A 24,749-nucleotide genomic window follows, 5' to 3' on the forward strand; every position below is an offset into this window, starting at 1 on the left:
GCGTCACGTCCGCTGTACGCACAGGGACGTCAGCAGCGCGGCACCGTGCGGACGCGGCGGCGGCCGCGCCCAACGCGTCCACCCGGCCACGAACGCGTCGCGGGGCCGCCCCACGACGTCGGGGAGCCGAGCCGCTCGCAGCCGGCCGGCCAGCACCAGCGCGGCCGCCGTCAGCACGGCCAGGCACAGGTGCGCGAGCCCATGCCCCGACGGCGACGGCTCGTGCTCGGCGTGGGCGGCGGCCGCCGTGGCCTCGCGCCCGTCGGTATGACCGGCGCCGGCGACGTGGTGCATGGCCACGAGGCCGAGCAGCAGCGCGGCCAGCACCAGCAGCCGCGACACCGTCCTCACGGCCACCGAGCCTACCGGGACGCCCCGGACGGCGGACCCGCCGCGACCCACCAGACCGTGGGCGCTACGGCATGCCGATCCACCACGGCGAGTGGGTGATGAGGGCACGAGAAAGCCCCTACCGCGGTAGTCGATAGGGGCTCTGAAGTGGGTGGGCCTAACAGGACTTGAACCTGTGACCTCTTCCTTATCAGGGAAGCGCTCTAACCGTCTGAGCTATAGGCCCGGGAATCTCGCACCGAGTGCGCCGCGCCAGCGTACCTCACCGTCGGCGGCCAACCCAAACCGGCTGACCGCCGCCGCGAGCGCCGGATCAGTCGTCCTCGGCGAGGGTCAGCTCGAGGCCGCCGAGCAGGCTGGCGGAGAGGTTGTACAGGAACGCGCCCAGCGTGGCCAGCGCCGTCAGCAGCACGACGTCGACCACCGCGATGAGGGTGGTGAAGCCGAGCACCCGGGACAGCTCGACGTACTGGTTGATGTCGATGCCGGAGTTGCTGTCGGAGGCCGTCATGTCGGTGACGATCTCGTCGATCGAGCTGAACACGCCGGCGGCGTCGAGGACGGACCAGAGCACGGCGACCGCGACGAACATGGTGATGCCGAGCGCCACCGACAGCAGGAACGCCGTCTTCATGACCGACCAGGGGTCGACCCGCAGCAGGCGCAGACGGGCCTTGCGGACCCGGCCGGGACGGCGCGAGCTGGTGGACCGCGACGTGGCGGCGGAGGCGGCCGACTTGGCCGAGCCGGACGTGCGCGGCGTGGCCGGCGGAACCGCCTCGAGGCTGGCCTGGGTGTCGGCGGCGAGGTCGGACGGCGGCACGGGCGCGGCCGGGACGGGGCCGGGCGGCGTGCCGGGAGCAGCCGGAAACGCCGCCGGAGCGGCGGCGTTCTGCTTGGCCACCAGCGACGGCGGCGGCACCGGCCCGTTCGGCGTGGCGGCCGGGCCACCGTTGGGCGAGCTCGGCCCGGTGGGCCGCTTGCCGTTGCCCTGCGGCTGCCCGCCACGCTGGCCGTTGCCGTTCTGGGGACCGCCGTTCTGCGGGCCGCCGTTCTGCGCGGGCTGCTCGGCCGGCCGGGACCACGGGTTCTGCGTGGCGTCGCCGACGGAGCGCGGCGTGGTGTCCTCGCGGGAGCGGTTGCGCGTGGCGACGCGAGCGGCGGCAGCGCCGCGCGGCTGCTGCCCGCCACCCTGCTGCCGGCGGTTGTCGACCGCGGGGTCGGCGTCGCGCTGCCCGTTGGGGGACCCGTTGTCACCGGGTGCCCCGGGCTTCGCGCCGTTGGCCTGCTGGTCCTGCCGGTCCGCAGGAGGCGCGTTCTTCTTACGCGCGTCCTGGTCGGACCCTGGACGCCCGGTCGCGCCGCTGCTCGTCACGAGCCATCACCCTCCGCGTCGATCTCGGAGTCCGCCGCGTCCTCGACGGCCTCCTCCACCGAGTCTTCCTCGGCACTGTGCGCGATGGCGACGACCACATCGTCGCCACCGAGCGCAACGTACTTGACCCCCATGGTGTCACGACCCTTGGCGGGAACACCCGCCACTGGACTACGCGTCACCCCTCCGGATGCCCGGATGGCGAGTACCTCGTCGCCGTCGCCGACGACCAGGGCACCCACGAGAGAGCCTCGGTCTTCATGGATCTTCATCGCCTTGATACCCAAACCCCCGCGTCCCTGAACACGATATTCCTCGACGACGGTTCGTTTGGCGAATCCACCATCTGTGACGGTAAAGACGTACGAGTCGGTTCCATCACGCACAACGGACATCGAGAGTAGTTCATCGCCGTCGCGGAACTTCATGCCGACGACGCCGCCGGTGGCCCGGCCCATCGGCCGCAGCTGGTCGTCGGTGGCCGTGAACCGGATGGCCTGCGCCTTGCGCGACACCAGCAGGATGTCGTCGTCGGCGCTGACCAGCTCGGCGCCGATCAGTTCGTCGTCCTCTTCGCGGAACAGCACCGCGATGACGCCGCCGGAGCGGTTGGAGTCGTACTCGGTGAGCTTGGTCTTCTTCACCATGCCGTGCTTCGTGGCCAGCACGAGGTACGGCGCCTGCTCGTAGTCCTTGAGCGTCAGCACCCGGGCGATCTTCTCGTCGGGCTGGAACGCCAGCAGGTTCGCGACGTGCTGGCCCTTGGCGTCGCGGGCCAGCTCGGGCAGCTCGTACGCCTTGGCGCGGTAGACCCGGCCGCGGTTGGTGAAGAACAGGATCCAGTGGTGCGTCGTGGTGACGAAGAACTGGTCGACGACATCGTCCTCGCGCAGCTGCGCGCCGCGCACGCCCTTGCCGCCGCGCTTCTGCAGGCGGTAGAGGTCGGCCTTGGTGCGCTTGGCGTACCCGCCGCGGGTGATCGTGACGACCACCGGCTCTTCGGGGATGAGGTCCTCGGCGGTGAGGTCGCCCTCGGCCGGGACGATGCGGCTTCGTCGCTCGTCGCCGTACTTCTCGACGATCTCGGCCAGCTCCTCGCGGATGATGGTCCGCTTGCGCTCGTCGGACTCGAGGATGGCCTGCAGCTCGGCGATGTCGGCGACCAGCACGTCGTGCTCGTTCTGCAGCTCGTCGCGCGACAGCGCGGTCAGCCGGCGCAGCTGCATGTCGAGGATGGCCGTGGCCTGGATCTCGTCGATCTCGAGCAGCTGCATGAGGCCGGTGCGCGCCTCTTCGACGTCCTGCGAGCGGCGGATCAGTGCGATGACCTCGTCGATCGCGTCGATGGCCTTGAGCAGCCCCAGGACGATGTGCAGGCGCTCGCGCTTCTTGCGCAGCCGGAACTCGGTGCGCCGGCGGATGACCTCGACCTGGTGCGTGACCCAGTGGCGGACGAACGCGTCGAGCGACAACGTACGCGGCACGCCGTCGACCAGCGCCACCATGTTGCAGCCGAAGTTGTCCTGCAGCTGGGTGTGCTTGTAGAGGTTGTTGCGGACGACGGTGGCGACGGCGTCGCGCTTGAGCACGACGACGATGCGCATGCCGGTGCGCGACGACGAGTCGTCCTTGAGGTCGGCGATGCCCGGCACCCGGCCGGTGTCGGCCAGCTCGGCGATCTTGCGGATCAGCGCGTCGGGGTTGACCTGGTACGGCAGCTCGGAGATGACGAGGCAGGTGCGGCCGCGGCTGTCTTCCTCGACCTCGACGACGGCGCGCATGGTCACCGAGCCGCGCCCGGTGCGGTACGCCTGCTCGATGCCGTTGGTGCCGACGATCAGCGCGCTGGTCGGGAAGTCGGGGCCCTTGACGCGCTCGAGCAGCGCGGTCAGCAGCTCCTCGTTCGACGCCTCGGGGTGGTCGAGGTACCAGTCGACACCCGACGCGACCTCGCGCAGGTTGTGCGGCGGGATGTTCGTGGCCATGCCGACGGCGATGCCACCGGAGCCGTTGACCAGGAGGTTCGGGAACCGGGCCGGCAGCACGTCGGGCTCGGCGCCGCGGCTGTCGTAGTTGGGGGAGAAGTCGACGGTCTCTTCTTCGATGTCGCGGACCATCTCCATGGCCAGCGGCGCCATGCGGCACTCGGTGTAACGCATGGCCGCCTGGCGGTCGTCGCCGCGCGACCCGAAGTTGCCCTGCCCCTGCACCAGCGGATACCGCATCGACCACCACTGGCCCAGCCGGACCAGGGTGTCGTAGATGGCGGTGTCGCCGTGCGGGTGGTAGTTGCCCATGACGTCGCCGACGACGCGGGAGCACTTGGAGAAACCGCGATCGGGCCGGTAGCCGCCGTCGAACATCGCGTACAGGACGCGGCGGTGCACCGGCTTGAGACCGTCACGGACGTCGGGCAGCGCCCGGGAGACGATGACCGTCATCGCGTAGTCGAGATAGCTGCGCTGCATCTCGACCTGCAGATCGACGGGCTCGATCCGTCCCCCGGGTCCGAACGCGTCGCCGGCCGTGGTGGTGTCGTTGGTCACGAGTGGTTCCTCCAGGTGCGACCTGCCGGCCACACGTCAGATATGACGCGCGAGACAGGCCCACGGTTGTCTTCGTCCCCGTTGTGTTTCATGTCCGGCGCGACTAGATGTCCAGGAAGCGGACGTCGCGGGCGTTGCGCTGGATGAACTTGCGCCGGCTCTCGACGTCCTCGCCCATCAGGGTGCTGAAGACCTCGTCGGCCTGAGCGGCGTCGTCGAGCGTGACCTGCAGCAGCAGCCGCTGCTCGGGGTCCATGGTGGTCTCCCACAGCTCGTCGTCGTTCATCTCGCCCAGACCCTTGTAGCGCTGGATGCCCTCGTCCTTCGGCAGCCGCTTGCCGGCCTCCTGGCCGGCCTGGATGAGCGCGTTCCGTTCGCGGTCGGAGTACGCGTACTCGGGGTGGGCGTCGCGGCCGCCCCACTTGATCTTGTACAGAGGCGGCTGGGCGAGGAACACGTGGCCGTGCTCGACGACCGGCTTCATGAACCGGAACAGCAGGGTGAGCAACAAGGTCTGGATGTGCTTGCCGTCGACGTCGGCGTCGGCCATCAGCACGATCTTGTGATAGCGCAGGCGGTTGAGGTCGAACTCCTCGTGCACCCCGGTGCCCAGGGCGTTGATGATCGCCTGGACCTCCTGGTTCTGCAGAATCTTGTCGATGCGCGCCTTCTCGACGTTGAGGATCTTGCCCCGGATCGGGAGGATGGCCTGCACCTTCGGGTCGCGGCCCTGCTTGGCCGGGCCGCCGGCGGAGTCGCCCTCGACGATGAAGAGCTCGCACTCCTCGGGGTTGGTCGACTGGCAGTCGGCCAGCTTGCCCGGTAGGCCACCGCCGCCCATGAGGCCCTTGCGGCTGCGGGCGGCGTCGCGTGCCTTACGGGCGGCGACGCGGGCGATGGCCGCGCTCTGCGCCTTGCGCGCGATGAGCTTGCCCTCGGCTGGGTTCTGCTCGAACCAGGCGCCCAGCTGCTCGTTGACGATGCGCTGGACGAACCCCTTGGCCTCGGTGTTGCCGAGCTTGGTCTTCGTCTGCCCCTCGAACTGCGGCTCGGCGATCTTGATGCTGATGATGGCGGTGAGGCCCTCGCGAACGTCGTCGCCGGTGAGGTTGGCGTCCTTCTCCTTCAGCACGCCCCAGTCGCGGGCGAACCGGTTGACCAGCGTGGTCAGCGCGGCGCGGAAGCCCTCTTCGTGCGTGCCGCCCTCATGGGTGTTGATGGTGTTGGCGAACGTGTGCACCGACTCGGTGAACTGGTCGTTCCACTGCAGCGCCAGTTCCAGGCTCATCGGCTGGCCGTCGACGTCGGTCGACTCGGCCTCCCAGGAGATGACGGTGGGGTGGATCGGCGTCTTCGAGGTGTTGAGGTGGTTGACGTAGTCGACCAGGCCGTCGTCGTAGCGGTACCGGACCTCGCGCGGACCGTCCGGAGCCTCGGAGTCGGCGTCGACGTCGTCCTCGGCGCCGGCGTCGGGCTCGGTGGGACGCTCGTCGCGCAGCACGATGGTGAGGCCCTTGTTGAGGAAGGCCATCTCACGCAGCCGGGTGGACAGCGTCTCGAAGTCGTACGTGGTGGTCTCGAAGATGTCCGAGCTCGCGTAGAACGTCGTCGAGTTGCCGGTGCGCTCCGACGTCTCATGCCGCTCCAGCGGGGCATCAGGGACGCCGTACGTGTACGACTGCGTCCACCGGTAGCCGTCGCGGTGGATCTCGACGTCGACCTTCGTGGAGAGCGCGTTGACGACGGAGACGCCGACGCCGTGCAGGCCACCGGAGACCTTGTAGCCGCTACCGCCGAACTTGCCGCCCGCGTGCAGGACCGTCATGACGACCTCGACCGCCGGCCGCTTCTCGACCGGGTGCAGGTCGACGGGGATGCCGCGGCCGTTGTCGACCACACGGACGCCGTCGCCCGGGAGCAGCGTGATGTCGATGTGGTCGCAGTAGCCCGCCAAGGCCTCGTCGACGGAGTTGTCGACGACCTCGTAGACCAGGTGGTGCAGACCTCGCTCGCCGGTGGAGCCGATGTACATACCAGGGCGTTTACGGACCGCTTCGAGACCTTCGAGTACGGTGATGGCGCTGGCGTCGTAGGACGTAGTGTCCGTCACGAGCGGGGGACCTCCTGCCAGGGATCAGGCCGCACCACGCCTCCCTCAGGCCGCTTGAGAGGCCCAGGAGACCGTGCGGCCTGGATGGACGCCCCCATTCTACCTTGTGCCGACGCGAGAATGCGCGTTCTGCGGCCCTGAATGCCCCGTGGAGCCGCGTAGATCGCCTCGCATGTGTCCCCATACCCACACCGGGCGCCTCGGCGTCGCTGGGGGCCGTCTGGCGCCGCGGAGCGGATCGGCCGAATTCGGTCAGCCGTACGTATCGCGCGGGCCGCGCCCGGGCACGCTCCGGGGTCCGCGCCGCCAGCTCGGCGCCTGCGGTCCGCGCACGTCGACCCTGGTGACAGAGCCGTCGCCGATCTCGGCGTTGAACCGGCGGACCAGCTCGGCCGCGAACAGCCTGACCTGCGTCGCCCACGCGGTGGAGTCGGCGCGGACGGTCAGCACGCCGTCCTCGTAGTGCTCAGGCTGGACGTGCGCCGCGACCTCGGGCCCGACGACGTGGTCCCAGCGGGCGACGGCGCCGTGCACGGCGATGTCCTCGGCCCAGCCGTGCTCGCCGATCAACCGGTCGACGGCCGAGCCCACGGCCTGTGGGTCGCGGTCGTCGGAGCCGGGTCCGCTCCAGCCGGCGCCCGGGGCACGGCGACGGCGCCAGGTGCGCCCGCCGCTCCCGCCGTCGCCGGACTTGCGCGACGGTGCGCGACGGCCCGTGCGGCCCGCCACCTTCGCCCGCGCGAGCAGCGCCTTCGCCAGCTCCTCGCCGTCCGGGTTCCACGTGAAACCGTCGGCGGGCCCGACGGGTTCGGTGGCCGGCGCCGGCAGGTCGACGTCAGGCCTCGGAACGGTGACATCGTCGCTGTCACTCATCGGCCGTGCACCTCCCGTCACTCCGCCCGCCGGACCTCGCCGCCGAGCACGTCGACCCTGGCCCCGGTCAGCCCGGCCGGCACGTCGGCCGGCACCGCGGCGGTGACCAGCACCTGCTCGGCGCCCGCCGTCAGCTCGGCCAGCCGGTCGCGCCGGCCGGAGTCGAGCTCGGCGAACACGTCGTCCAGGACCAGTACAGGGTCACTGCCGGCAGAACGCAACAACTCGTAGGAGGCGAGTCGCAGCGCCAGCGCGAACGACCACGACTCGCCGTGGCTCGCGTACCCCTTCGCCGGCATCGGGCCGAGCGACAGCACGAGGTCGTCGCGGTGCGGCCCGATCAGTGACACGCCGCGGTCGAGCTCGTCGCGGCGGACCCCGGCCAGCGCCTCGAGCAGCGCCGCCACCAGCGTGTCGCGCGACGGCACCAGCTCGGCGCCGGGGCCGAGCGACGACTTGTACGTGAGCCGCGCCTCGCGGTCACCGGACGGGCCGGAGCCGCCGGCCACCGCGTCGTACGCCTTCATGACCAGCGGCTGGAGTGCCTCGACGAGGTCGAGCCGGGCGGCCAGCAACTCGGCGCCGGCCTGCGCCAGGTGGGTGTCCCAGACGTCCAGCGTGCTGAGGTCGGGCCCGCGCGGCGACCCACCGCCGCGACTGGCCCGCATGGCCATGCCGGCCGACTTCAGCAGGGCGTTGCGCTGCTTCAGCACCCGGTCGTAGTCGGACCGGACGCCGGCGAACCGCGGCGCGCGGGCGACCAGAAGCTCGTCGAGGAACCGGCGCCGCTCGGACGGGTCACCCTTGACCAGCGCGAGGTCCTCGGGCGCGAACAGCACGGTCGTCAGCACGCCGAGCAGCTCGCGCGGCCGCGGGACCGGCGACCGGTTCAGTCGGGCGCGGTTGGCCTTGCCCGGCGTGATCTCGATCTCCAGCAGCGTGCTGCGCGGCTCGCCGCCCATGGTCTCGACGACGCTGCCGCGCACGACCGCCCGCTCGGCGCCGAGCCGGACCAGGGGAGCGTCCTGCGCGACCCGGTGGCTACCCAGCGTGGCGAGGTAGTTCAGCGCCTCGACCAGGTTGGTCTTGCCGTGGCCGTTGGGGCCGACGAACGCCGTGACGCCGGGCTCGAGCGGCAGCTCGACCGAGGCGTAGGAGCGGAAGTCGGCCAGCGACAGATGGGCGACGTGCATGCGCGAGCCGTCAGGCCCGGGTGTCGCCGGTCCCGGACGTCGGCCCGGCCTCGGCCGCCTTGACCGCGTGGCCGCCGAACTGGTTGCGCAGCGCGGCCACCGCCTTCATGGCCGGGGAGTCGTCCTGCCGGGACTCGAACCGGGCGAACAGCGCTGCCGTGATGACCGGCGCCGGCACGGAATTGCGGATGGACTCCTCGACCGTCCAGCGGCCCTCGCCGGAGTCTTCGACGTACCCCTCGATCTCGGCCAGCGCGGGGTCCTGCTCGAGCGCCCGCACCAGGAGGTCGAGCAGCCAGGAGCGCACGACGGTGCCACGCGACCACGCCTTGAGCGTGCCGTGGATGTCGTCGACGACGCCGGAGGCGGCGAGCAGCTCGTAGCCCTCGCCGTAGGCCTGCATGAGGCCGTACTCGATGCCGTTGTGCACCATCTTGGCGTAGTGACCTGCGCCGACGCCGCCGGCGTGGACGAAGCCCTCGTCGCGCGGACCCTCGGGACGCAGCGCGTCGAAGATCGGCATGAGGCGCTCGACGTGCTGTTTGTCGCCACCGGCCATCAGCCCGTAGCCGACGTCGAGGCCCCAGATGCCGCCGGACACGCCGCAGTCGACGTAGCCGACGCCGTGACCGGCCAGGATGTCGGCGTGCTCGCGGTCGTCGGTGAACCTGGAGTTGCCGCCGTCGATGACGAGGTCGCCGTCGTCGAGCAGCTCGCCCAGCTCCTGGACGGTGGCCCGGGTCGCCTCGCCGGCCGGCACCATGACCCACACCGCACGTGGCGCCGACAGCCGTTCGACCAGCTCTTTCAGGCTGCCGACGTCGCTGACCTCGGGGTTGCGGTCGAAGCCCACCACTGTGTGGCCGGCGCGCCGCAGCCGCTCGCGCATGTTGCCGCCCATACGACCGAGGCCGACCAGGCCCAGCTCCATGACGTTCCCTTCCGTGGCCACCAGAGTTCCTCCCCGTGACGATGCGCCGTGCGGCGCGAGCCCGATGTCACCATCCTCGCGCGCCGGACCAGCCGCGTGCGACCAGGGGTCGTTTGCCCGGATGAGCCGGCACAGGCCGTCAGCCCGACAGCCGGATGGGCATGGCGAGGTACCGGTAGCCGCCGGCGGGCTCGGCCTCGGCGCTGTCGACACCCTGGATGACCACCGGCTTCAGCGGCGTGTCGGTGAACGACAGGTGCGCGAACGGGGTGCCGAGCGCCTGCAGGCCGTCGAGGAGGTACGTGGGGTTGAAGCCGGTGGCGATGGCCGGGCCCTGGACCTCGGCGGGCAGCGCCTCGGAGGCCTGCGCGTCCTCGCCGCTGCCGGCCTCGAGCACGACCTGGCCTTCGTCGAAGGCGAGCCGGACCGGGGTGTTGCGCTCGGCCACCAGCGCTACCCGCTTCACCGACTCGACCAGCGCGGAGATCTCGACCCGCGCGACCGTGGCGGTCTCGGCCGGGAACAGCCGGCGGTAGTTGGGCACCCACTCGCCGTCGATGAGCCGGCTGGTGGTGTGCCGGCCGCCGGCGGCCAGGCCGAGCAGGCTGTCCTGGGTGCCGGTGCCGAGCGCCAGCGTGACCTCGCCGGCCGGGCCGAGCGTCTTGGCGGCGTCGACCAGCGTGCGGGCCGGCACCAGCGCGACCGCGGAGATGTCGGGGGAGCCGGGGTTCCAGGTGAACTCGCGGACCGCCAGCCGGTACCGGTCGGTGGCGCCGAGCGTGACGGTCTCGCCCTCGATCTCGATGCGGATGCCGGTGAGCGTGGGCAGCATGTCGTCGCGGCCGGCGGCGACCGCGACCTGGCTGACCGCCTCGGCGAGGACGGCGCCGTCGACGGTGCCGGAGGCGTCGGGCATGGAGGGGAGGTCGGGGTACTCCTCGACCGGCAGCGTCAGCAGCGTGAACCGGGCGCTGCCACACGTGATGGTGACCTTGGCGCCGTCGGCGTTGAGGTCGACCGGCTTGTTCGGCAGCGACCGGGCGATGTCGGCCAGCAGCCGGCCGGAGACCAGGACGGTGCCACCGTCGGCGACGTCGGCGTCGACGGACACGCGCCCGGACACCTCGTAGTCGAACGACGAGAACGTCACCTGGGTGTCAGACGCGTCGATGCGCAGGCCGGCCAGGACCGGCACCGTCGGCCGGTTGGGCAGGGTGCGGGCCGTCCAGGCCACCGCCTCTGCCAGTACATCGCGATCGAGCCGGAACTTCACCGGTCCGTCCTCCCCTCGGGCACGCGCCCGGGTCGTTGTGGTTCGACGTCATCCTTCCACGGGCTACCGACAGTGGCGGCCAGAGGCGTCAATCGGCGGCCGTGAATCACACGATCCACAGGAACCGGCCCGCAAGGCTTGTGCGCTGCCAGTCGATCCATGGATAGGTCAGTCATGTTCATAGCGTTGGTGGAAAGTGTGGAAAACCATGAACGTCGCAGGTGAGCGTGGCTACCGTTGTCCACGGAGGCTGTGGGCAGGGCCAGTGGGTGACGTGGACCGTTCGAGGTTGTCCACCGATGAGTGACACTTTCCCCGGGTCGGTCCACGGCGATGGCACTCATGTCCACAAACTTGTCCACAGCCTGTGAGAAGTCGATCACGCCGTGCGCGTGTGCTTCTCGGACCGTCACGACTGCCGGGCCTGCTGCTTGATGCGGTTGGTCAGTTCGGTGACCTGATTGAAGACGCTGCGCCGCTCGGCCATCAGCGTGCGGATCTTCCGCTCGGCGTGCATGACCGTGGTGTGGTCGCGGCCGCCGAAGTGCTGGCCGATCTTCGGCAGCGACAGCTCCGTCAGCTCGCGGCACAGGTACATGGCGATCTGGCGGGCCGTGACGAGCACCCGGCTGCGGCTGGTGCCCTGCAGGTCCTCGATGGTCAGCCCGAAGTAGGCCGACGTCTGCGCCATGATCGTGGCCGCGGTGATCTCGGGACCGGAGTCGGTGGGCACGAGGTCGCGCAGGACGATCTCGGCCAGCGAGAGGTCGACCGGCTGGCGGTTGAGGCTGGCGAACGCCGTGACGCGGATCAGGGCGCCCTCGAGCTCGCGGATGTTCGTGGCGATGCGGCTGGCGATGTACTCGAGGACGTCGGGCGAGACGTTGAGGTGGTCCTGGGTGGCCTTCTTCGACAGGATCGCGATGCGGGTCTCGAGGTCGGGCGGCTGCACGTCGCACGTCAGGCCCCACTCGAACCGGTTGCGCAGGCGGTCCTCCAGCGCGGACAGCTGCTTCGGCGGGCGGTCGGACGTGATGACGATCTGCTTGTTCGCGTTGTGCAGCGTGTTGAACGTGTGGAAGAACTCCTCCTGCGTCTGGATCTTGCCCTCGAGGAACTGGATGTCATCGATGAGCAGGACGTCGACGTCGCGGTAGCGGCGCTGGAACGCCGACGCCTTGTCGTCGCGGATGGAGTTGATGAAGTCGTTGGTGAACTCTTCGGAGCTCACGTAGCGCACCCGGGTGCCGGGGTACATCGTCCGTGTGTAGTGCCCGATGGCGTGCAGCAGGTGGGTCTTGCCCAGCCCGGACTCGCCGTAGACGTGCAGCGGGTTGTAGGCCTTGCCCGGCGCCTCGGCGACGGCGACGGTGGCGGCGTGCGCGAACCGGTTGCTGGAACCGATGACGAAGGTGTCGAACGTGTACCGCGGGTTCAGGTGCGGTTCGGTGTCACCACGCCGCGGGGACTCGGCCGGCGGGCGTGGCACGAATGCCGGCGCCTCGGTAGCGGCACTGACCAGCGGGATCTCCTCGGTGTCGACCGAAGACGATGACGGTGCGTCGAGGAAGCCGCCCGGCATCGGTGGCGGTGGCGGCACGCCGTCGGGTGCGGCGCCGTCGGGCGGCGGCGCGACGCTGACGGCCAGGCCGACCGGCCGGCCGAGCACCTCGGACAGCGCGTCGATGATGACCGAACGCAGCCGCTGCTCGACCTGGGCTCGCGCGAAATCGCTCGGGACGGAGATGACGGCGGTACCCTCGACGAGAGTGACGGGGCGGGCCTGCGACAGGAATGCGCGTTGTTGGGGCCCGATCTCGATGGAGTCGAGCTCAGCCAGAGCCTTGGCCCATGCGGTGGGGAAGTCGATTCCGGCCTCGTCTGCCACCGTTCACTCCAAACTGGCGGCATCTGGCTGGCCACCCCGTCGTGTTGTCCACACGGTCGTCCACAGGGTGTGGAGGGTGTCGACACGTGCGGTTTTGTCTCCATCCGCTCCATTGTGACCTGCGCGAACGCGGTTGCGATACCGTGGTGCGGTACAGGGCGGACAGCGTGCTGGAGCACGTGACGCTAACAACATGCGGCCAGCGCTTCAACTGATGTCCACAGGTTGCCCCCAGATGCCGGCGTGTCGTTGCCGGCGCCGCGCTGTCCCTCAGTGCCATGATGGACGGTTGTCGCCATACGCGACGCAGCGGGTCGCGAGTTTGACCTGAAGCGTCGCCACCGCGTACCGTAAATCGGTCCGACGAGGGCTCCTGTTGTCATGCCCGGGCTGCATAGTCCGGGGATGCGTGGACTCCGCGCGGCAACCCGAAGCACATCTCATCGATCGACACAGGAGCTCGGACGTGGTCAAGCGCACCTTCCAGCCGAACAACCGCCGTCGTGCGAAGACTCACGGCTTCCGGCTGCGCATGCGTACGCGTGCCGGCCGTGCCATCCTCGCCGCCCGCCGCAGCAAGGGCCGTGCCAAGCTGTCCGCCTGATCCGGCTGGCACGCTTGCGCTCGCTCGACGATCCGAGGTGCTGAAGGCCGAGCACCGCCTGCGGCGCTCGGCCGACTTCCGGGTGATCGTGCGCCGTGGGGTTCGCGTCGGACGGCCGACCATGGTCGTGCACCTGTTGCCCGCCGGCGAGTCCGGCGACGTCGCAGGTGCCGGCCCGGCGTCGGTGGGTCTGGTCGTCGGACGCACGGTTGGGGGTGCAGTGGTGCGCAACACGGTACGGCGCCGGCTGCGTCATCTCCTCGCCGAGCGGGTCGACCGTCTCCCCTCCGGTTCCAAGCTCGTGGTCCGGGCGCTGCCCGGTATCGCCGGCGCTCCCAGCTCCGCTCTCGCGCGTGAGCTCGACGCGGCCATCGACCGCGCCGTCACCCGAGCGGAGCACCGGCGATGAAGACCATCCTGGTCGCCCTCCTCAAGGGCTACCGACTCGTCATCAGCCCGCTGTACGGGCAGACCTGCCGCTACTACCCCAGCTGCTCGGCGTATGCCTTGAGCGCGGTGGAGCGGCACGGTGCCCTGCGCGGAAGCTGGCTGGCCCTGCGTCGACTCGGCCGCTGCCACCCCTGGTGCGCCGGCGGCGTCGACCTCGTCCCCACGCGCGAGAACTACCGCTGGTGGGGCCGGGCCGCCGGGACTGACGGCGACGACGAGCCGCACGCGGCTCCGTCGCATGAAGCTTCCGCGCCGCGGACGGACCTGCCGCCCGCCGCACCGACCTCACTCCGAGGAGTCTGATACACCCGTGGATACCATCCTCGCGCCGTTGTACTACCTGGTCAGCTGGATCATGATCGGCTGGCACTGGCTGTTCTCAGAGCTGATCGGCATCAATCACGACGGCGTGAACTGGGCGCTGTCGATCATCGGCCTCGTGGTGGTCATCCGCATCCTGCTGATCCCGCTGTTCGTGCGGCAGATCAAGTCGCAGCGGAAGATGCAGATCCTCCAGCCGCAGCTGCGCGAGCTGCAGAAGAAGTACAAGGGCGACCGTGAGCGCCTGCAGCAGGAAATGATGAAGCTGTACAAGGACACGGGCACCAACCCGTTCGCGTCCTGTCTGCCCATCCTGCTCCAGGCGCCGTTCCTGTTCGCGCTGTTCCGGGTGCTCGACGGCATCGCGAAGGGGCACGAGCGGGGCGCGTTCACCAGCCAGCCGGACCTGTTCGAGTCGGCGGGGCGGGCGGAGATCTTCGGTGCGCGGCTGGCCGACTCGTTCATCAGCTCCGACAACATCAACACCAAGATCATCGCCGCCATCATGGTCGTGCTGATGGTGGTCACGCAGTTCATCACGCAGCGCCAGATCATGCGGAAGAACATGCCGAAGGAGGCCCTGGAGGGCCCGTTCGCGCAGCAGCAGAAGATCCTCCTGTACGTGCTGCCGCTGGTCTTCGCGTTCTCCGGCGTCTACTTCCCGCTGGGCACCGTCCTGTACTGGCTGACGTCGAACTTCTGGACCATGGGCCAGCAGCTGTACGTCATCCGCCGGATGCCGGCGCCGGGCACCGAGGCCGAGAAGGCGCACCAGCGCCGCCTGGAGGAGAAGGCGCGGAAGAAGGGCGTCGAGCTGCCCACGCCCGACACCGGGGAGCCGGAGGAGCCGGAGCAGACCGAGGTGGTTCGGCGGCAGCCGAAGAAGACGACGCGCTCGCAGCGCAAGAAGAAGTAGCCGGCGGCGACGACCGCACGGCGGCAGGGCTCGGCGGGCAGCAGACCCGCCCCACAACGAACGTAGAAGGAGTCGACGGTGAGCGACGCTGGCACGGAACTCGATGCGGCGCAGGAACGAGAGAGCGAGGCCGGCGAGCCGCTGGCGAAGCGGCTCGAGCGCGAGGGCGACATCGCGGCGGACTACTTGGAGGAACTGCTCGACATCGCCGACCTCGACGGCGACATCGACATGGACGTCGAGGGCGACCGCGCGGTCGTCTCGATCATCGGTGACGGTCTCGACGCCCTGGTGGGCGACAACGGCAAGGTGCTCGAGGCGCTGCAGGAGCTGACCCGCCTCGCGGTGGTCCGCGAGACCGGCGAGCGCAGCCGGCTGATGCTCGACGTCGGCGGCTTCCGGGCCAACCGGCGGGCCGAGGTGCTGGAGCTGGCCAAGCGGGTCATCGAGGCGGTCCGCACGTCGGGCGAGCCCGAGTCGCTGGGGGCCATGTCGCCGTTCGAGCGCAAGGTCGTCCACGACGCGGTCGCCGAGGCGGGGCTGCGCAGCGAGTCCGAGGGCGAGGAGCCCCGGCGCTACGTCGTGGTGATGCCCGGTTAGTGGTCCACGTTTCACGTGAAACCACATCGCTGACATTCTCAGGAGGCCGAGTCTTGGACGACGTTCTCGCCGTGCCGGACTCGGCCTCCGTCGTGTTCGGGGACCGGCTGGAGCTGGCGGCGGCGTACGCCGCGCGGCTCGCCGGCCCCGGCATCGAACGCGGCCTGCTGGGGCCGCGCGAGGTCCCGCGGATCTGGGGCCGGCACATCCTGAACTCGGCCGTCGTGGCGGAGCTGATCGACGATGGCCGGGCAGTGGCGGATGTGGGTTCCGGCGCCGGCCTGCCGGGTATACCCCTGGCGATCGCGCGGCCCGATCTCGAGGTGGTCCTGATCGAGCCGCTGCTGCGGCGTAGCGAGTTCCTCGCCGAGACGGTCGAGGCGCTCGGGCTCGACGGCGTGACCGTCCTGCGGTCGCGGGCCGAGGACGTCCAGCCACGGGCCCGGTTCGACGTGGTGGCGGCGCGCGCCGTCGCGCCGATGGACCGGCTGGCGGGCTGGACGCTGCCGCTGCTGCGTCCCAATGGGGTGCTGTTGGCGCTCAAGGGGCAGTCGGTTTCTGAAGAGTTGCGCGATTCCGCCGCGTCATTGGCGAGAATGGGCGCTGCGTCGTGGAGAGTTGAAGAAGTCGGCGCCGGTGTGGTCGACCCGGCCACACGGGTCGCCGTCGTGGTCGCCGGCCGAACGGGGACGGCGCCGAAGCACAGTGCACGACTACGGAGGACGAAGAGATGACCGATGCCACCGTCGTGGCGGGCCTGGGGTGGCCCGTAGCCGGTGGGGTCGTCGCAATCGAGAGCGCTACGGGGGAACGGCGGTCGGCCAACGGCTGGCCGCTCATCAGTGGGACCATTGATCCGACGGGCGGACCGTCGAACCTGGAGCGTGAGATTTCGGTGAATGCGGGCGACCGACCGGCCGAACCGGCCGCGAGCACCCACGTACGTTCGACGGCCGACCTCGCGGACTTCGCGATGTCCGGCTCGCTGGCCGACCTGGACACCCCGATCGCCCGCGAGGCCGCCGTCGCGCTGATGGCGGTGGGCCGGCGCACCGCGCCGATGCCGAAGCCCGACCAGACGCGCATCATGGTCGTCGCGAACCAGAAGGGTGGGGTGGGCAAGACCACCACCACGGTGAACCTCGCCGCCGCACTCGCCGTCAGCGGCCTGCGCGTCCTGGTGATCGACCTCGACCCGCAGGGCAACGCGTCGACCGCCCTCGGCATCGACCACCACGCGGAGATCCCCAGCATCTACGACGTCATGGTCGAGGAGACGCCGATCGGCGAGGTCGTGCAGAAGGTCGAGGAGATCGACGGCCTGTGGTGCGTGCCCGCCACCATCGACCTCGCCGGTGCCGAGATCGAGCTGGTGTCGATGGTCGCGCGCGAGTCGCGCATGCGGAAGTCGCTCGACCAGCACCTGCAGGAGCCCGGCGTCGAGTACGACTACGTCTTCATCGACTGCCCGCCGTCCCTGGGCCTGCTCACGGTCAACGCGCTCGTCGGCGGCGACGAAGTGCTGATCCCCATCCAGTGCGAGTACTACGCGCTCGAGGGCCTGAGCCAGCTGCTCAAGAACATCGACATGGTGCGGGCCCACCTCAACCGCGACCTCGCGGTCTCGACGATCCTGCTCACCATGTACGACGGCCGCACGCGACTGGCCGCGCAGGTGGCAGACGAGGTCCGCCGGCACTTCGGCGACACCGTGCTGAAGACGGCGATCCCGCGCTCGGTGCGCATCAGCGAGGCGCCGAGCTACGGACAGACCGTGATGACGTACGACGCCGCCTCCAGTGGCGCGCTGTCGTATCTGGAAGCCGCGCGCGAGATCGCCGAGCGGGGAGCATCGGGCAGTACACATGGGGAGACGACACATGGCTGAGAAGAGGCGGGGGTTGGGGCGCGGTCTCGGCGCCCTGATCCCGACGGGGGAGCCGGCGAGTGGCGACGCGCTGCGTAAGTCGCCGGTCGACGCCTTCGTTCTGGGCGGTGGCCCGGCGTCCAACGGCTCGACGGCGCACGTTTCACGTGAAACGGAGCCGGACGACGACGAGCTGCTGCCGGTCGACGGCGCGACGTTCGCCGAGATCCCGGTCGACGCCATCGTGCCGAACCTCCGGCAGCCGCGGCAGGTCTTCGACGAGGACGCCCTGGCCGAGCTGGTGTCGTCCATCCAGGAGGTCGGTCTGCTGCAGCCGATCGTCGTCCGGCAGATGGAGTCCGGCCGGTACGAGCTGGTCATGGGAGAGCGGCGGTGGCGGGCGACCAAGGAGGCCGGCTTCCCGACCATCCCGGCCATCGTCCGCACCACGCGCGACGACGACATGCTGCGCGATGCGCTGCTGGAGAACCTGCACCGCAGCCAGCTGAACCCGCTGGAAGAGGCGGCCGCCTACCAGCAGCTGCTCGACGACTTCGGCTGCACGCACGACGAGCTCGCCGTGCGCATCAAGCGCAGCCGGCCGCAGATCTCCAACACACTGCGGCTGCTCAAGCTGCCGCCGCTGGTGCAGCGCCGCGTCGCCGCCGGCATCCTGTCCGCCGGCCACGCCCGGGCGCTGCTCGGCCTCGGCGACGGCGCCGCTCAGGAACGGCTGGCCCAGCGGATCGTCGCCGAGGGCCTCAGCGTCCGCTCCGTCGAAGAGATCGTGTCGCTGGACGACGCCGAGACGCCCAAGACGCGGGCCCGTCGCGCCTCCCGTCCGGTGGCGCCGCGGCTCGGCGACATCGCGGCGGCGCTCTCCGAGCGGCTGGACACCCGTGTGAAGGTCGACCTCGGCCGTTCCAAGGGCAAGGTCACCATCGAGTTCGCCAGCATCGACGACCTCGAGCGCATCGTGGGCACCATCGACCCCCGCATGGTGAAGGCCGTCCGCGACGCCAACGAAGCCGAGTAGCGCGCCGGCGGCCGACAGCTCAGCCAGGGCGGTGGGAGGGGGCGCCGTCAGGGGTAGGCTGCGGGCGTCCGAGCGAGGAACGAGCGAGGCGGGCGGAGACGGCGTCCCCTCCCACCGGCCGGACGCCTAAGCGCGGCGGTGCCGATCCACGGCCACGGCCAGCAGCTCCCGCGCCAGTACGCCGAGGTCGAGCCCGGCCGCCTGCACCGACTGCGGCAGCAGCGACGTCTCGGTCATGCCCGGTGCGACGTTGACGTCCAGCAGCCACGGGACGCCGTCGTGGTCGACGATGAGGTCGGTGCGGGACAGGTCGCTGAGGCCGAGCGTCTGGTGCGCCGCCACTGCCACCTCGGCCACGGCCGTCGCCGCGGCGTCGTCGAGGCGGGCGGGGACGAAGAACTCGGTGGTGCCGGCCGTGTAGCGGGCGTGGTAGTCGTACGTGCCGGACTCGGGGACGATCTCGACCGCCGGCAGCGCCGTCGGGCCGTCGCCGGTGTCGACCACGGACACCGCGACCTCGGTGCCGTCGATCCACCGCTCGATCAGCGCCCGCTCGCCGTACGCGAAGCACTCGACCATGGCCGCGGGCAGCTCGTCGGCCGAGCGCACCACCGTGGTGCCCAGCGCCGAACCGCCCCGGGCCGGCTTCACGACCAGCGGCAACCCGAGCCGGGCCACCAGTGCGTCGAGCAGCACACCGGCGCCCAGCTCGCGGAAGGTCGACTGCGACAGCACGGCCGACCCCGGCGTGGCGATGCCCACCCGTCGCACGATGGCCTTGGCCACCGGCTTGTCGAAGGCCAGCCGGCAGGCCGTCGGCGCCGAGCCGACGTAGGGCAGCCCGGCCAGCGACAGCACCTCCTGGATGGCGCCGTCCTCGCCGGAAATGCCGTGCAGCAGCGGGAAGACGACGTCGGGCGCGTCGCGGCGCAGCGACGCGAGGAGGTCGGCGTCGGCGTCGCGCTGTTCGACGTCGAGGCCCACCTCACGCAACGCCTCGGCCACCCGCCGGCCCGAACGCAGTGACACGTCGCGCTCGTGCGAGAGACCGCCGGCGAGAACGAGAACGCGGCCCAGATCGCTCATACTGGAACGAAACCCCTCAACTCTGGTCTGGCGCCGGTGCGTCGAGGCCGGGCCGCTGTGCGGCACCCCAGGCCCCGAACGTGGCGCGCAGTTCCATCTCCTGCTCGATGACCTGCGCCAACCGGCGCACGCCCTCGCGGATGCGCTCGGGCGTCGGGTAACAGTACGACAGCCGCATGGAGCGCGAGCCGAAACCGTCGGCAAAGAACGCGGTGCCGGGCACATAGGCGACCCGGTTGGTGACGGCGCGCGGCAGCATGGCCTTGGCGTCGATGCCGTCGGGCAGGGTGAGCCACACGTAGAACCCACCGGACGGCTGGGTCCAGTGCGCGCCGGCCGGCATGAGGTCGTCGAGCGCCTCGAGCATGGCGTCGCGGCGCTCGCGGTAGGTCTCGCGGAAGTCCTTGACCTGCGCCATCCAGTCGTGGCCGGCGAGGTACTCGGACACCGTGAGCTGGCTGAACGCCGGCGGGCAGAGCACGCTGTTCTCGGCCGCGAGCACCAGTTTCTCGCGGACGGCGTGCGGCGCGAGCGCCCAGCCGACGCGCAGCCCCGGCGCGAACGTCTTGGAGAACGAGCCCAGGTAGATGACCCGCTCGGCGTCGTCGGCCCGGATGGCCCGCGGCACCTCGCCGTCGAATCCGAGCAGCCCGTAGGGGTCGTCCTCGATGATGAGGACGTCGGCCCGGCGGCAGATCTCGAGCACCTGGGTGCGCCGTTCCGCCGTCATGGTGACGCCGGCGGGGTTGTGGTAGCTCGGGATGGTGTACAGGAACTTGATGCGCTTGCCCGCGGCGCGGACGGCGTCGATGGCCGCGCTCAGCCGCTCGGGCACCAGGCCGTTGTCGTCCATCTCGACGTGCACGACCGACGCCTGGTAGGAGCGGAACGTCCCCAGCGCGCCCACGTAGGACGGCGCCTCGGCGAGGATGACGTCACCTGGGTCGATGAAGATGCGGGTGACGAGGTCGAGCGCCTGCTGCGAGCCGACCGTGACGGTGACGTCGTCGGGGTGCGCCACGATGCCGACCGGACGCATGACGTCGCAGATCTGCTCGCGCAGCGCGGGATCGCCCTGGCCGGAGCCGTACTGCAGCGCCGCCATGCCCCGTTTGGTGACGAGGTCGCTGACCAGCGAGCCGACGACGTCGAGCGGCAGCCCGGAGATGTTCGGCATGCCGCCGGCCAGAGACACCACCTCGGGCCGGGACGCCACCGCGAACAGCGACCGCACCTCGGAAGCGGTCATGCCGTGCGTGCGGGTGGCGTAGCGGTCGACGTATGAGTCGAGACGTGAGCCCGTGGCGGCTGCTGCGTCGGTCGTCTTCCGGTGCGGGCTGGACTGCTGGCTCACGTACACACCTCCCGGGACAGGACCGACACAGACAGGGTCAACTGTGCCTCATCGCGACGTGGTGACGCGAATCCAATCCCGCAGTGTGAGCAGGCGTGTCATCCAGTGGCGAGGTCGTGGAACCGCAGCGCGCCGGTGGCGGCGTCCTCGCCCGAGGGCAGGTACACGCGCTGGATGGCGACCACGATGGCCTCGGCCACGACGTCGCGGAAGTCGGGGTCGGCCAGCCGGGCGGCGTCGCCGTCGTTGGTGATGTAGCCCAACTCGACCCGGACCGCGGCCATGCGGGTGTGCCGCAGCAGGTCCCACGTCTTCGGGTGCGCCCGGCAGTCGACGAGGTCGGTGCGGGCGACGATCTCGCGCTGCACCAGGCCGGCGAACTGCTCGCCGATGGCGCTGGCGGTGCCGGGCTCGCGGCTGCCGTAGAAGTAGGTGGCCACGCCGGCGGCGTCGGTGTTCGGGTGGGAGTCGACGTGCAGCGAGATCAGCAGGTTGGCGCCGGAGTCGTTGGCGAACGTCGCCCGCTCGGCTTCGGACGGAGACGCGTCGGCGCCCGGGCCCCTGGTGAGGTACGTCTGGACGCCGGTGGCCGTCAGCCGGCCCTCGATGCGGGCGGCGAGGTCCTCGACGACGGCGGCCTCGTCGAGACCGTTGGCGCGGTGTCCGCGGTCGGGACCGCCGTGACCAGGGTCGATGACGACGACCTTGCCCGGCAGCCGCTTGCCGGCCTGCCGCAGGGCCTCGACGGCGCGCAGGCTCTCGGGCCGCCCGCCGGTGACGATGGGCGCCAGCCGGCCGAGCGACTTGAACGTGCTGGGGCCGCAGGTGCCGTCGGCGGGCAGGCCGATGTTGCGCTGGAACTCGCGCAGGGCGTCGCCGGTGCGCGAGCCGAACACGCCGTCGACGCGGCCGACGTCGAAGCCCAGCTCGGACAGCCGCCGCTGCAGCGCGATGACGTCGTCGCCGGCCTGCGGATTGCCCACCACGTAGGACAGCAGGCGGTCGCCGAGCCGCCAGCGGGCTTCGTCGAGCACCCGGTACGTCGTGGCGTCGACGACGCCGGTGGCCGTGAGGCCGCGCTCCTGCTGGAACTGGCGTACCGCCTGGGCGACGTCCTCGTCGAACGTGCTGGGGCCGGGCGCGGTGTCGTCGAGGAGTCCGAGCTGCGTGAGCTTGGAGCGGATCTCCGCGATCGCCGGACCGGTGTCGCCCAACTGGTAGCGAAGCGAGGTCATCCGGGGGTGGTCCTTCCCTGGCCGAGGTTCTGACATCGGGCTGTACGACGTACCAGCTCCGTCGGTTCCCGTTTCACGTGGAACCCGCACAACCCTCCGCCACAGCTCGCGCCGATTCTACCCACAGCGGGCGCTCGCAACCGCCTCGCGGTCGGACCGGATTTCCGGCGCGGCCAGCGGAAATGACACCGGCCGTTCATGACGTTCCTGTTGCCGGTGTCATGTCTTGATCGCTATTGTCCCTGCATGAGCGGCTCGTTTCCCCGGACGGGCCGGCGCTTCACGGTCGGCTTGGTGAGCTTCGCAGTCGTGGTCGCATGCAGCGGCGACGACGGCAGCGGCGATCCCGCGTCCCCCACACCCACGGCTGCTGTCACGCAGGACGCCGCTTCGCAGGTGGAAGATCAGATTCGAACGACGTTCGAGCAGTTCATCGCGGCCGTCGTCGAGGCGCAGAGCGGTGCGGCCGACGATCCCGCCGCGCTGTTCGAGGGCTTGGCCACCGACGAGACCACCGAGCTGAACGTCGGCATCGCGTCGCGCTATGCCGACCAGGGCATTGTCCGCGTCGGCGAGCCAGTCATCAGCGATGTCAACGTCCAGGTGGTCGACCGGTCCGGGGTCGTCAGTGCCTGCATGGACGAGTCCGCGTGGGCGCCGCAGCTCACCAGCGGTGAGACCATCCCGCCCGCCGAGGAGCAGTTGACGCCGCATCCCGTGGTGTACGAGGTCGTCGAGTCCGAGGGCGGCTGGCTCATCGGTGACCCGATCGAACCTGGAGGGACCATCACATGCTGACCCCCCGACGCGTGTCCCAGGTCCTGACGGCGGTCGCCGTCCTGCTGGTCGGTCTGCTCGGCAGCATCGTTCCCGGTCAGGCGGCCGGCGTGCGCGCCGTCGAGCCCGCGTCCGACCCCTGCTATGTGTGGCTCGAGGTCAGCCCCGGCGTCTTCGAGTACGTCAACGTGTGCCCCGACCCGGACGAGGACGACAGCGGCGAGGACGGCGGCACCGGCGGCGACGGCCCGCGCTGCGACCTCACCGAAGAGCCGTACGACGAGTTCTGCCTCGGCACGAAGGCCTGCCGGGCCGACATCCCGTCGCCGTTGTCCGAGGACAAGTGGCCCGAGCACACCCGGCCGAGCCCCGACCACATCTTCACCTTCGTGCAGTGCCGCGTGCCTGGTGAGGAAGAGCTCTACGAGCGCTGGCGGTGGATCGAGCCGTACGAGGGCGCCCTCCCGGGCCTCGGCTGGCAGGCGCTCGGCCGGCTCGAGACGCCGCCGTTCACCATGAGTTTCAGCCCGGCCGGCCTGACCTACGTCGGCGCCGACACCCGGTACCTCCTCGACGGCCTCGGCGACGGCGAGATCATCGGCAGTGTGGCCGGCCCGCTGCAGGCCACCGGCACGCTCAGCCACGTCGAGATCGACCCCGGCGACGGATCCGATACCTTCGACTGCAACCCCGACCTCCGCTCGACCGCCTGCGAGCACGTCTACCTCGAGATGTCGCACGAGCAGACCGCCCAGGACATCGACGGCCACCCGGGCTTCGCCGCCCAGGCCCGCCTCGTCTACGACGTCACCTTCACCATGGGCGGCGTCGAGGTGAACCTGCCGGGCGTGCCCGACACCCTGGAGAGCCCCTGGAACGGCACCGTCGTCCCGGTCGGCGAGATCCAGGCGCTGGTCCAGAACCGCTGACGGCGGCCGTTACGCCGCGGTGGCGTACCGGTGGTCGAGGTAGCCGAGCAGGCTGCATACGAGCATGAGCGCCTGGACCGCATTGCGCCGGGAGAACTGCAGCGTGCCTACGCTGTGCGCCGTCGCGTGCCGGTTGAACGTCCGCGGGACGGGATCGCCTCTGTCCGCGAAGTAGCTCTGGTAGGCCGCCCAGATCGGGCTGAAGGCCAGCCATTCACGCACGGCGAGCTTGTCGTATCGCTCGGGGGTAGTGACCTTCTTGCTCGGCAGTAGTCCGGCCCGGTCCTCGGCCAGATGCGTACCCAGAATCGTGTCGAGAAGGTTGGCAGCGAGCGCCTGCGCCGTCTCGTGGTGGCCGGATTCGGTCGCGTCCAGCGCCCGTTCCGCAAACCGAACGTGGGTTTGAACCGGTCCTGACCTGCAGCTTCCGAGGTGACCACGGCAGTCAGCCACGATGGCACGCCAGCGCCGGCCGAGGATCTCACGTCTCTTTGCCGCCGACACCGCGCGAACGAGCTGCTCGGCGATCTCCGGTCGCGGTATGGCGTAGAGCGGGATGCCTTCGACCAGGATCACCTGCTCCAGTTCGGCGAGCCCGAGGTCCTCGATCGAACGGAGATTGGGCGGGTACGCCGCTCTCACGATGTCGACCTGCGGAAGGTGGATGAGCCACGTCGCCTGCGTCCGGGCGATCTGGGCGACGACTTCGGAAAGCTGGCGGTTCCACCAGAAGTCCGCCTTCGCCACAATGCCGGCGGCCTTCGTCAGGCCACCGAGGTCGAAGCCCTTCAGGACGTTGATGGCACCGACGTGGTCCAGCACGGTGAACGGCATCGGCGGCCGGACCAACTGAACGAGCCGCGCGGTCGTTGCCTGGAACTCACTGAGCTCGGACAGCTTGATGGTGGACTGCAGGGCACGCATGGCCTCGAGCGTGGGGGCCAACACGCGGCGCTCGGCCGGTGTCAGCTCGCGCATGACCGCCGAGTCGTCGTCATCCACGGAAGGATCGGTCTCCGACTCGGCGGTCACCT

General features: G+C 70.4%; 23 protein-coding genes and 1 tRNA gene. 10 read left to right on the top strand and 14 right to left on the bottom strand.

The features are described 5' to 3' along the window. Positions 1-3 precede the first annotated feature (3 nt). The 10 genes from BLV02_RS23340 to dnaA form a co-directional block, all read right to left on the bottom strand. Positions 4-351, bottom strand: coding sequence for a hypothetical protein (locus BLV02_RS23340; RefSeq protein ID WP_216093984.1), 348 nt, complete (start codon positions 349-351; stop codon positions 4-6). Positions 352-503: 152 nt separating this feature from the next. Next, positions 504-577: transfer RNA gene (locus tag BLV02_RS23345), tRNA-Ile, on the bottom strand. A gap of 87 nt (positions 578-664) precedes the next feature. Continuing rightward, positions 665-1,726 (bottom strand): DUF3566 domain-containing protein, encoded by a 1,062-nt coding sequence (locus tag BLV02_RS23350; protein ID WP_083288244.1) that lies wholly within the window; start codon positions 1,724-1,726, stop codon positions 665-667. Further along, positions 1,723-4,194 (bottom strand): DNA gyrase subunit A, encoded by a 2,472-nt coding sequence (gyrA, locus tag BLV02_RS23355; RefSeq protein WP_141711402.1) that lies wholly within the window; start codon positions 4,192-4,194, stop codon positions 1,723-1,725. The genes BLV02_RS23350 and gyrA overlap by 4 nt, the downstream gene beginning before the upstream one ends. 181 nt (positions 4,195-4,375) lie before the next feature. Continuing rightward, complete coding sequence (gene gyrB, locus BLV02_RS23360) at positions 4,376-6,382, bottom strand: DNA topoisomerase (ATP-hydrolyzing) subunit B (RefSeq protein ID WP_069109380.1); 2,007 nt, start codon at positions 6,380-6,382, stop codon at positions 4,376-4,378. Positions 6,383-6,634: 252 nt separating this feature from the next. Beyond that, positions 6,635-7,255 (bottom strand): DciA family protein, encoded by a 621-nt coding sequence (locus BLV02_RS23365; protein WP_083288242.1) that lies wholly within the window; start codon positions 7,253-7,255, stop codon positions 6,635-6,637. 17 nt (positions 7,256-7,272) lie between these two features. Next, on the bottom strand, positions 7,273-8,448 hold the full coding sequence (gene recF / locus BLV02_RS23370) for a DNA replication/repair protein RecF (protein WP_069109379.1): 1,176 nt from the start codon (positions 8,446-8,448) through the stop codon (positions 7,273-7,275). A gap of 10 nt (positions 8,449-8,458) precedes the next feature. Continuing rightward, positions 8,459-9,400, bottom strand: a complete 942-nt coding sequence (gene gnd, locus BLV02_RS23375) for a phosphogluconate dehydrogenase (NAD(+)-dependent, decarboxylating) (protein WP_245737779.1) — start codon at positions 9,398-9,400, stop codon at positions 8,459-8,461. A gap of 118 nt (positions 9,401-9,518) precedes the next feature. Further along, entirely contained in the window at positions 9,519-10,652 is a 1,134-nt protein-coding gene (gene dnaN, locus BLV02_RS23380; protein WP_069109377.1) for a DNA polymerase III subunit beta, read from the bottom strand. 409 nt (positions 10,653-11,061) lie between these two features. Then, positions 11,062-12,540: a chromosomal replication initiator protein DnaA gene (gene dnaA, locus BLV02_RS23385; RefSeq protein WP_069109376.1), complete on the bottom strand. Its 1,479-nt coding sequence runs from the start codon at positions 12,538-12,540 to the stop codon at positions 11,062-11,064. Positions 12,541-13,006: 466 nt separating this feature from the next. Here dnaA and rpmH point away from each other — a divergent pair, with 466 nt between their 5' ends. The 8 genes from rpmH (at position 13,007) to BLV02_RS23425 (ending at position 18,334) form a co-directional block, all read left to right on the top strand. Then, on the top strand, positions 13,007-13,144 hold the full coding sequence (gene rpmH / locus BLV02_RS23390) for a 50S ribosomal protein L34 (RefSeq protein ID WP_069109375.1): 138 nt from the start codon (positions 13,007-13,009) through the stop codon (positions 13,142-13,144). A gap of 37 nt (positions 13,145-13,181) precedes the next feature. Then, entirely contained in the window at positions 13,182-13,553 is a 372-nt protein-coding gene (gene rnpA, locus BLV02_RS23395) for a ribonuclease P protein component (protein ID WP_069109374.1), read from the top strand. Next, complete coding sequence (gene yidD, locus BLV02_RS35205) at positions 13,550-13,897, top strand: membrane protein insertion efficiency factor YidD (RefSeq protein ID WP_083288241.1); 348 nt, start codon at positions 13,550-13,552, stop codon at positions 13,895-13,897. Before rnpA ends, yidD begins: the two co-directional genes overlap by 4 nt. A 7-nt stretch (positions 13,898-13,904) precedes the next feature. Further along, on the top strand, positions 13,905-14,831 hold the full coding sequence (gene yidC / locus BLV02_RS23405) for a membrane protein insertase YidC (protein WP_069109373.1): 927 nt from the start codon (positions 13,905-13,907) through the stop codon (positions 14,829-14,831). 78 nt (positions 14,832-14,909) lie between these two features. Continuing rightward, entirely contained in the window at positions 14,910-15,431 is a 522-nt protein-coding gene (locus tag BLV02_RS23410) for a Jag family protein (RefSeq protein WP_069109372.1), read from the top strand. Between the two features lie 53 nt (positions 15,432-15,484). Further along, positions 15,485-16,165, top strand: coding sequence for a 16S rRNA (guanine(527)-N(7))-methyltransferase RsmG (rsmG, locus tag BLV02_RS23415; RefSeq protein WP_069109371.1), 681 nt, complete (start codon positions 15,485-15,487; stop codon positions 16,163-16,165). A 239-nt stretch (positions 16,166-16,404) separates the two neighbouring features. Next, positions 16,405-17,319 (top strand): AAA family ATPase, encoded by a 915-nt coding sequence (locus tag BLV02_RS23420; RefSeq protein ID WP_069109623.1) that lies wholly within the window; start codon positions 16,405-16,407, stop codon positions 17,317-17,319. Then, positions 17,312-18,334, top strand: coding sequence for a ParB/RepB/Spo0J family partition protein (locus BLV02_RS23425; protein WP_069109370.1), 1,023 nt, complete (start codon positions 17,312-17,314; stop codon positions 18,332-18,334). The genes BLV02_RS23420 and BLV02_RS23425 overlap by 8 nt, the downstream gene beginning before the upstream one ends. Positions 18,335-18,460: 126 nt before the next feature. Here the strand turns inward: BLV02_RS23425 and BLV02_RS23430 are convergent, their stop codons facing one another. The 3 genes from BLV02_RS23430 to BLV02_RS23440 all read right to left on the bottom strand — a co-directional run bounded on the left by BLV02_RS23430 (position 18,461) and on the right by BLV02_RS23440 (position 22,009). Further along, positions 18,461-19,420, bottom strand: coding sequence for a D-alanine--D-alanine ligase family protein (locus BLV02_RS23430; RefSeq protein ID WP_069109369.1), 960 nt, complete (start codon positions 19,418-19,420; stop codon positions 18,461-18,463). A 16-nt stretch (positions 19,421-19,436) separates the two neighbouring features. Then, positions 19,437-20,774, bottom strand: a complete 1,338-nt coding sequence (locus BLV02_RS23435) for an aminotransferase-like domain-containing protein (RefSeq protein WP_069109622.1) — start codon at positions 20,772-20,774, stop codon at positions 19,437-19,439. A gap of 98 nt (positions 20,775-20,872) precedes the next feature. After that, positions 20,873-22,009 carry an N-acetylmuramoyl-L-alanine amidase gene (locus tag BLV02_RS23440; protein ID WP_069109368.1) on the bottom strand — a complete coding sequence of 379 codons (1,137 nt, stop codon included), beginning with the start codon at positions 22,007-22,009 and terminating at the stop codon, positions 20,873-20,875. 246 nt (positions 22,010-22,255) lie between these two features. Here BLV02_RS23440 and BLV02_RS23445 point away from each other — a divergent pair, with 246 nt between their 5' ends. Both BLV02_RS23445 and BLV02_RS23450 read left to right on the top strand, forming a co-directional pair. Further along, positions 22,256-22,807, top strand: coding sequence for a hypothetical protein (locus tag BLV02_RS23445; protein WP_143045073.1), 552 nt, complete (start codon positions 22,256-22,258; stop codon positions 22,805-22,807). Continuing rightward, positions 22,801-23,715, top strand: a complete 915-nt coding sequence (locus BLV02_RS23450) for a hypothetical protein (protein ID WP_141711375.1) — start codon at positions 22,801-22,803, stop codon at positions 23,713-23,715. Before BLV02_RS23445 ends, BLV02_RS23450 begins: the two co-directional genes overlap by 7 nt. A 9-nt stretch (positions 23,716-23,724) precedes the next feature. On the opposite strand, the gene BLV02_RS23455 is transcribed toward BLV02_RS23450, so the two are convergent. After that, positions 23,725-24,747 carry a hypothetical protein gene (locus tag BLV02_RS23455; RefSeq protein ID WP_141711374.1) on the bottom strand — a complete coding sequence of 341 codons (1,023 nt, stop codon included), beginning with the start codon at positions 24,745-24,747 and terminating at the stop codon, positions 23,725-23,727. Between the last annotated feature and the right edge of the window lie 2 nt (positions 24,748-24,749).

Source organism: Jiangella alba (assembly GCF_900106035.1).
GTDB lineage: Bacteria > Actinomycetota > Actinomycetes > Jiangellales > Jiangellaceae > Jiangella > Jiangella alba.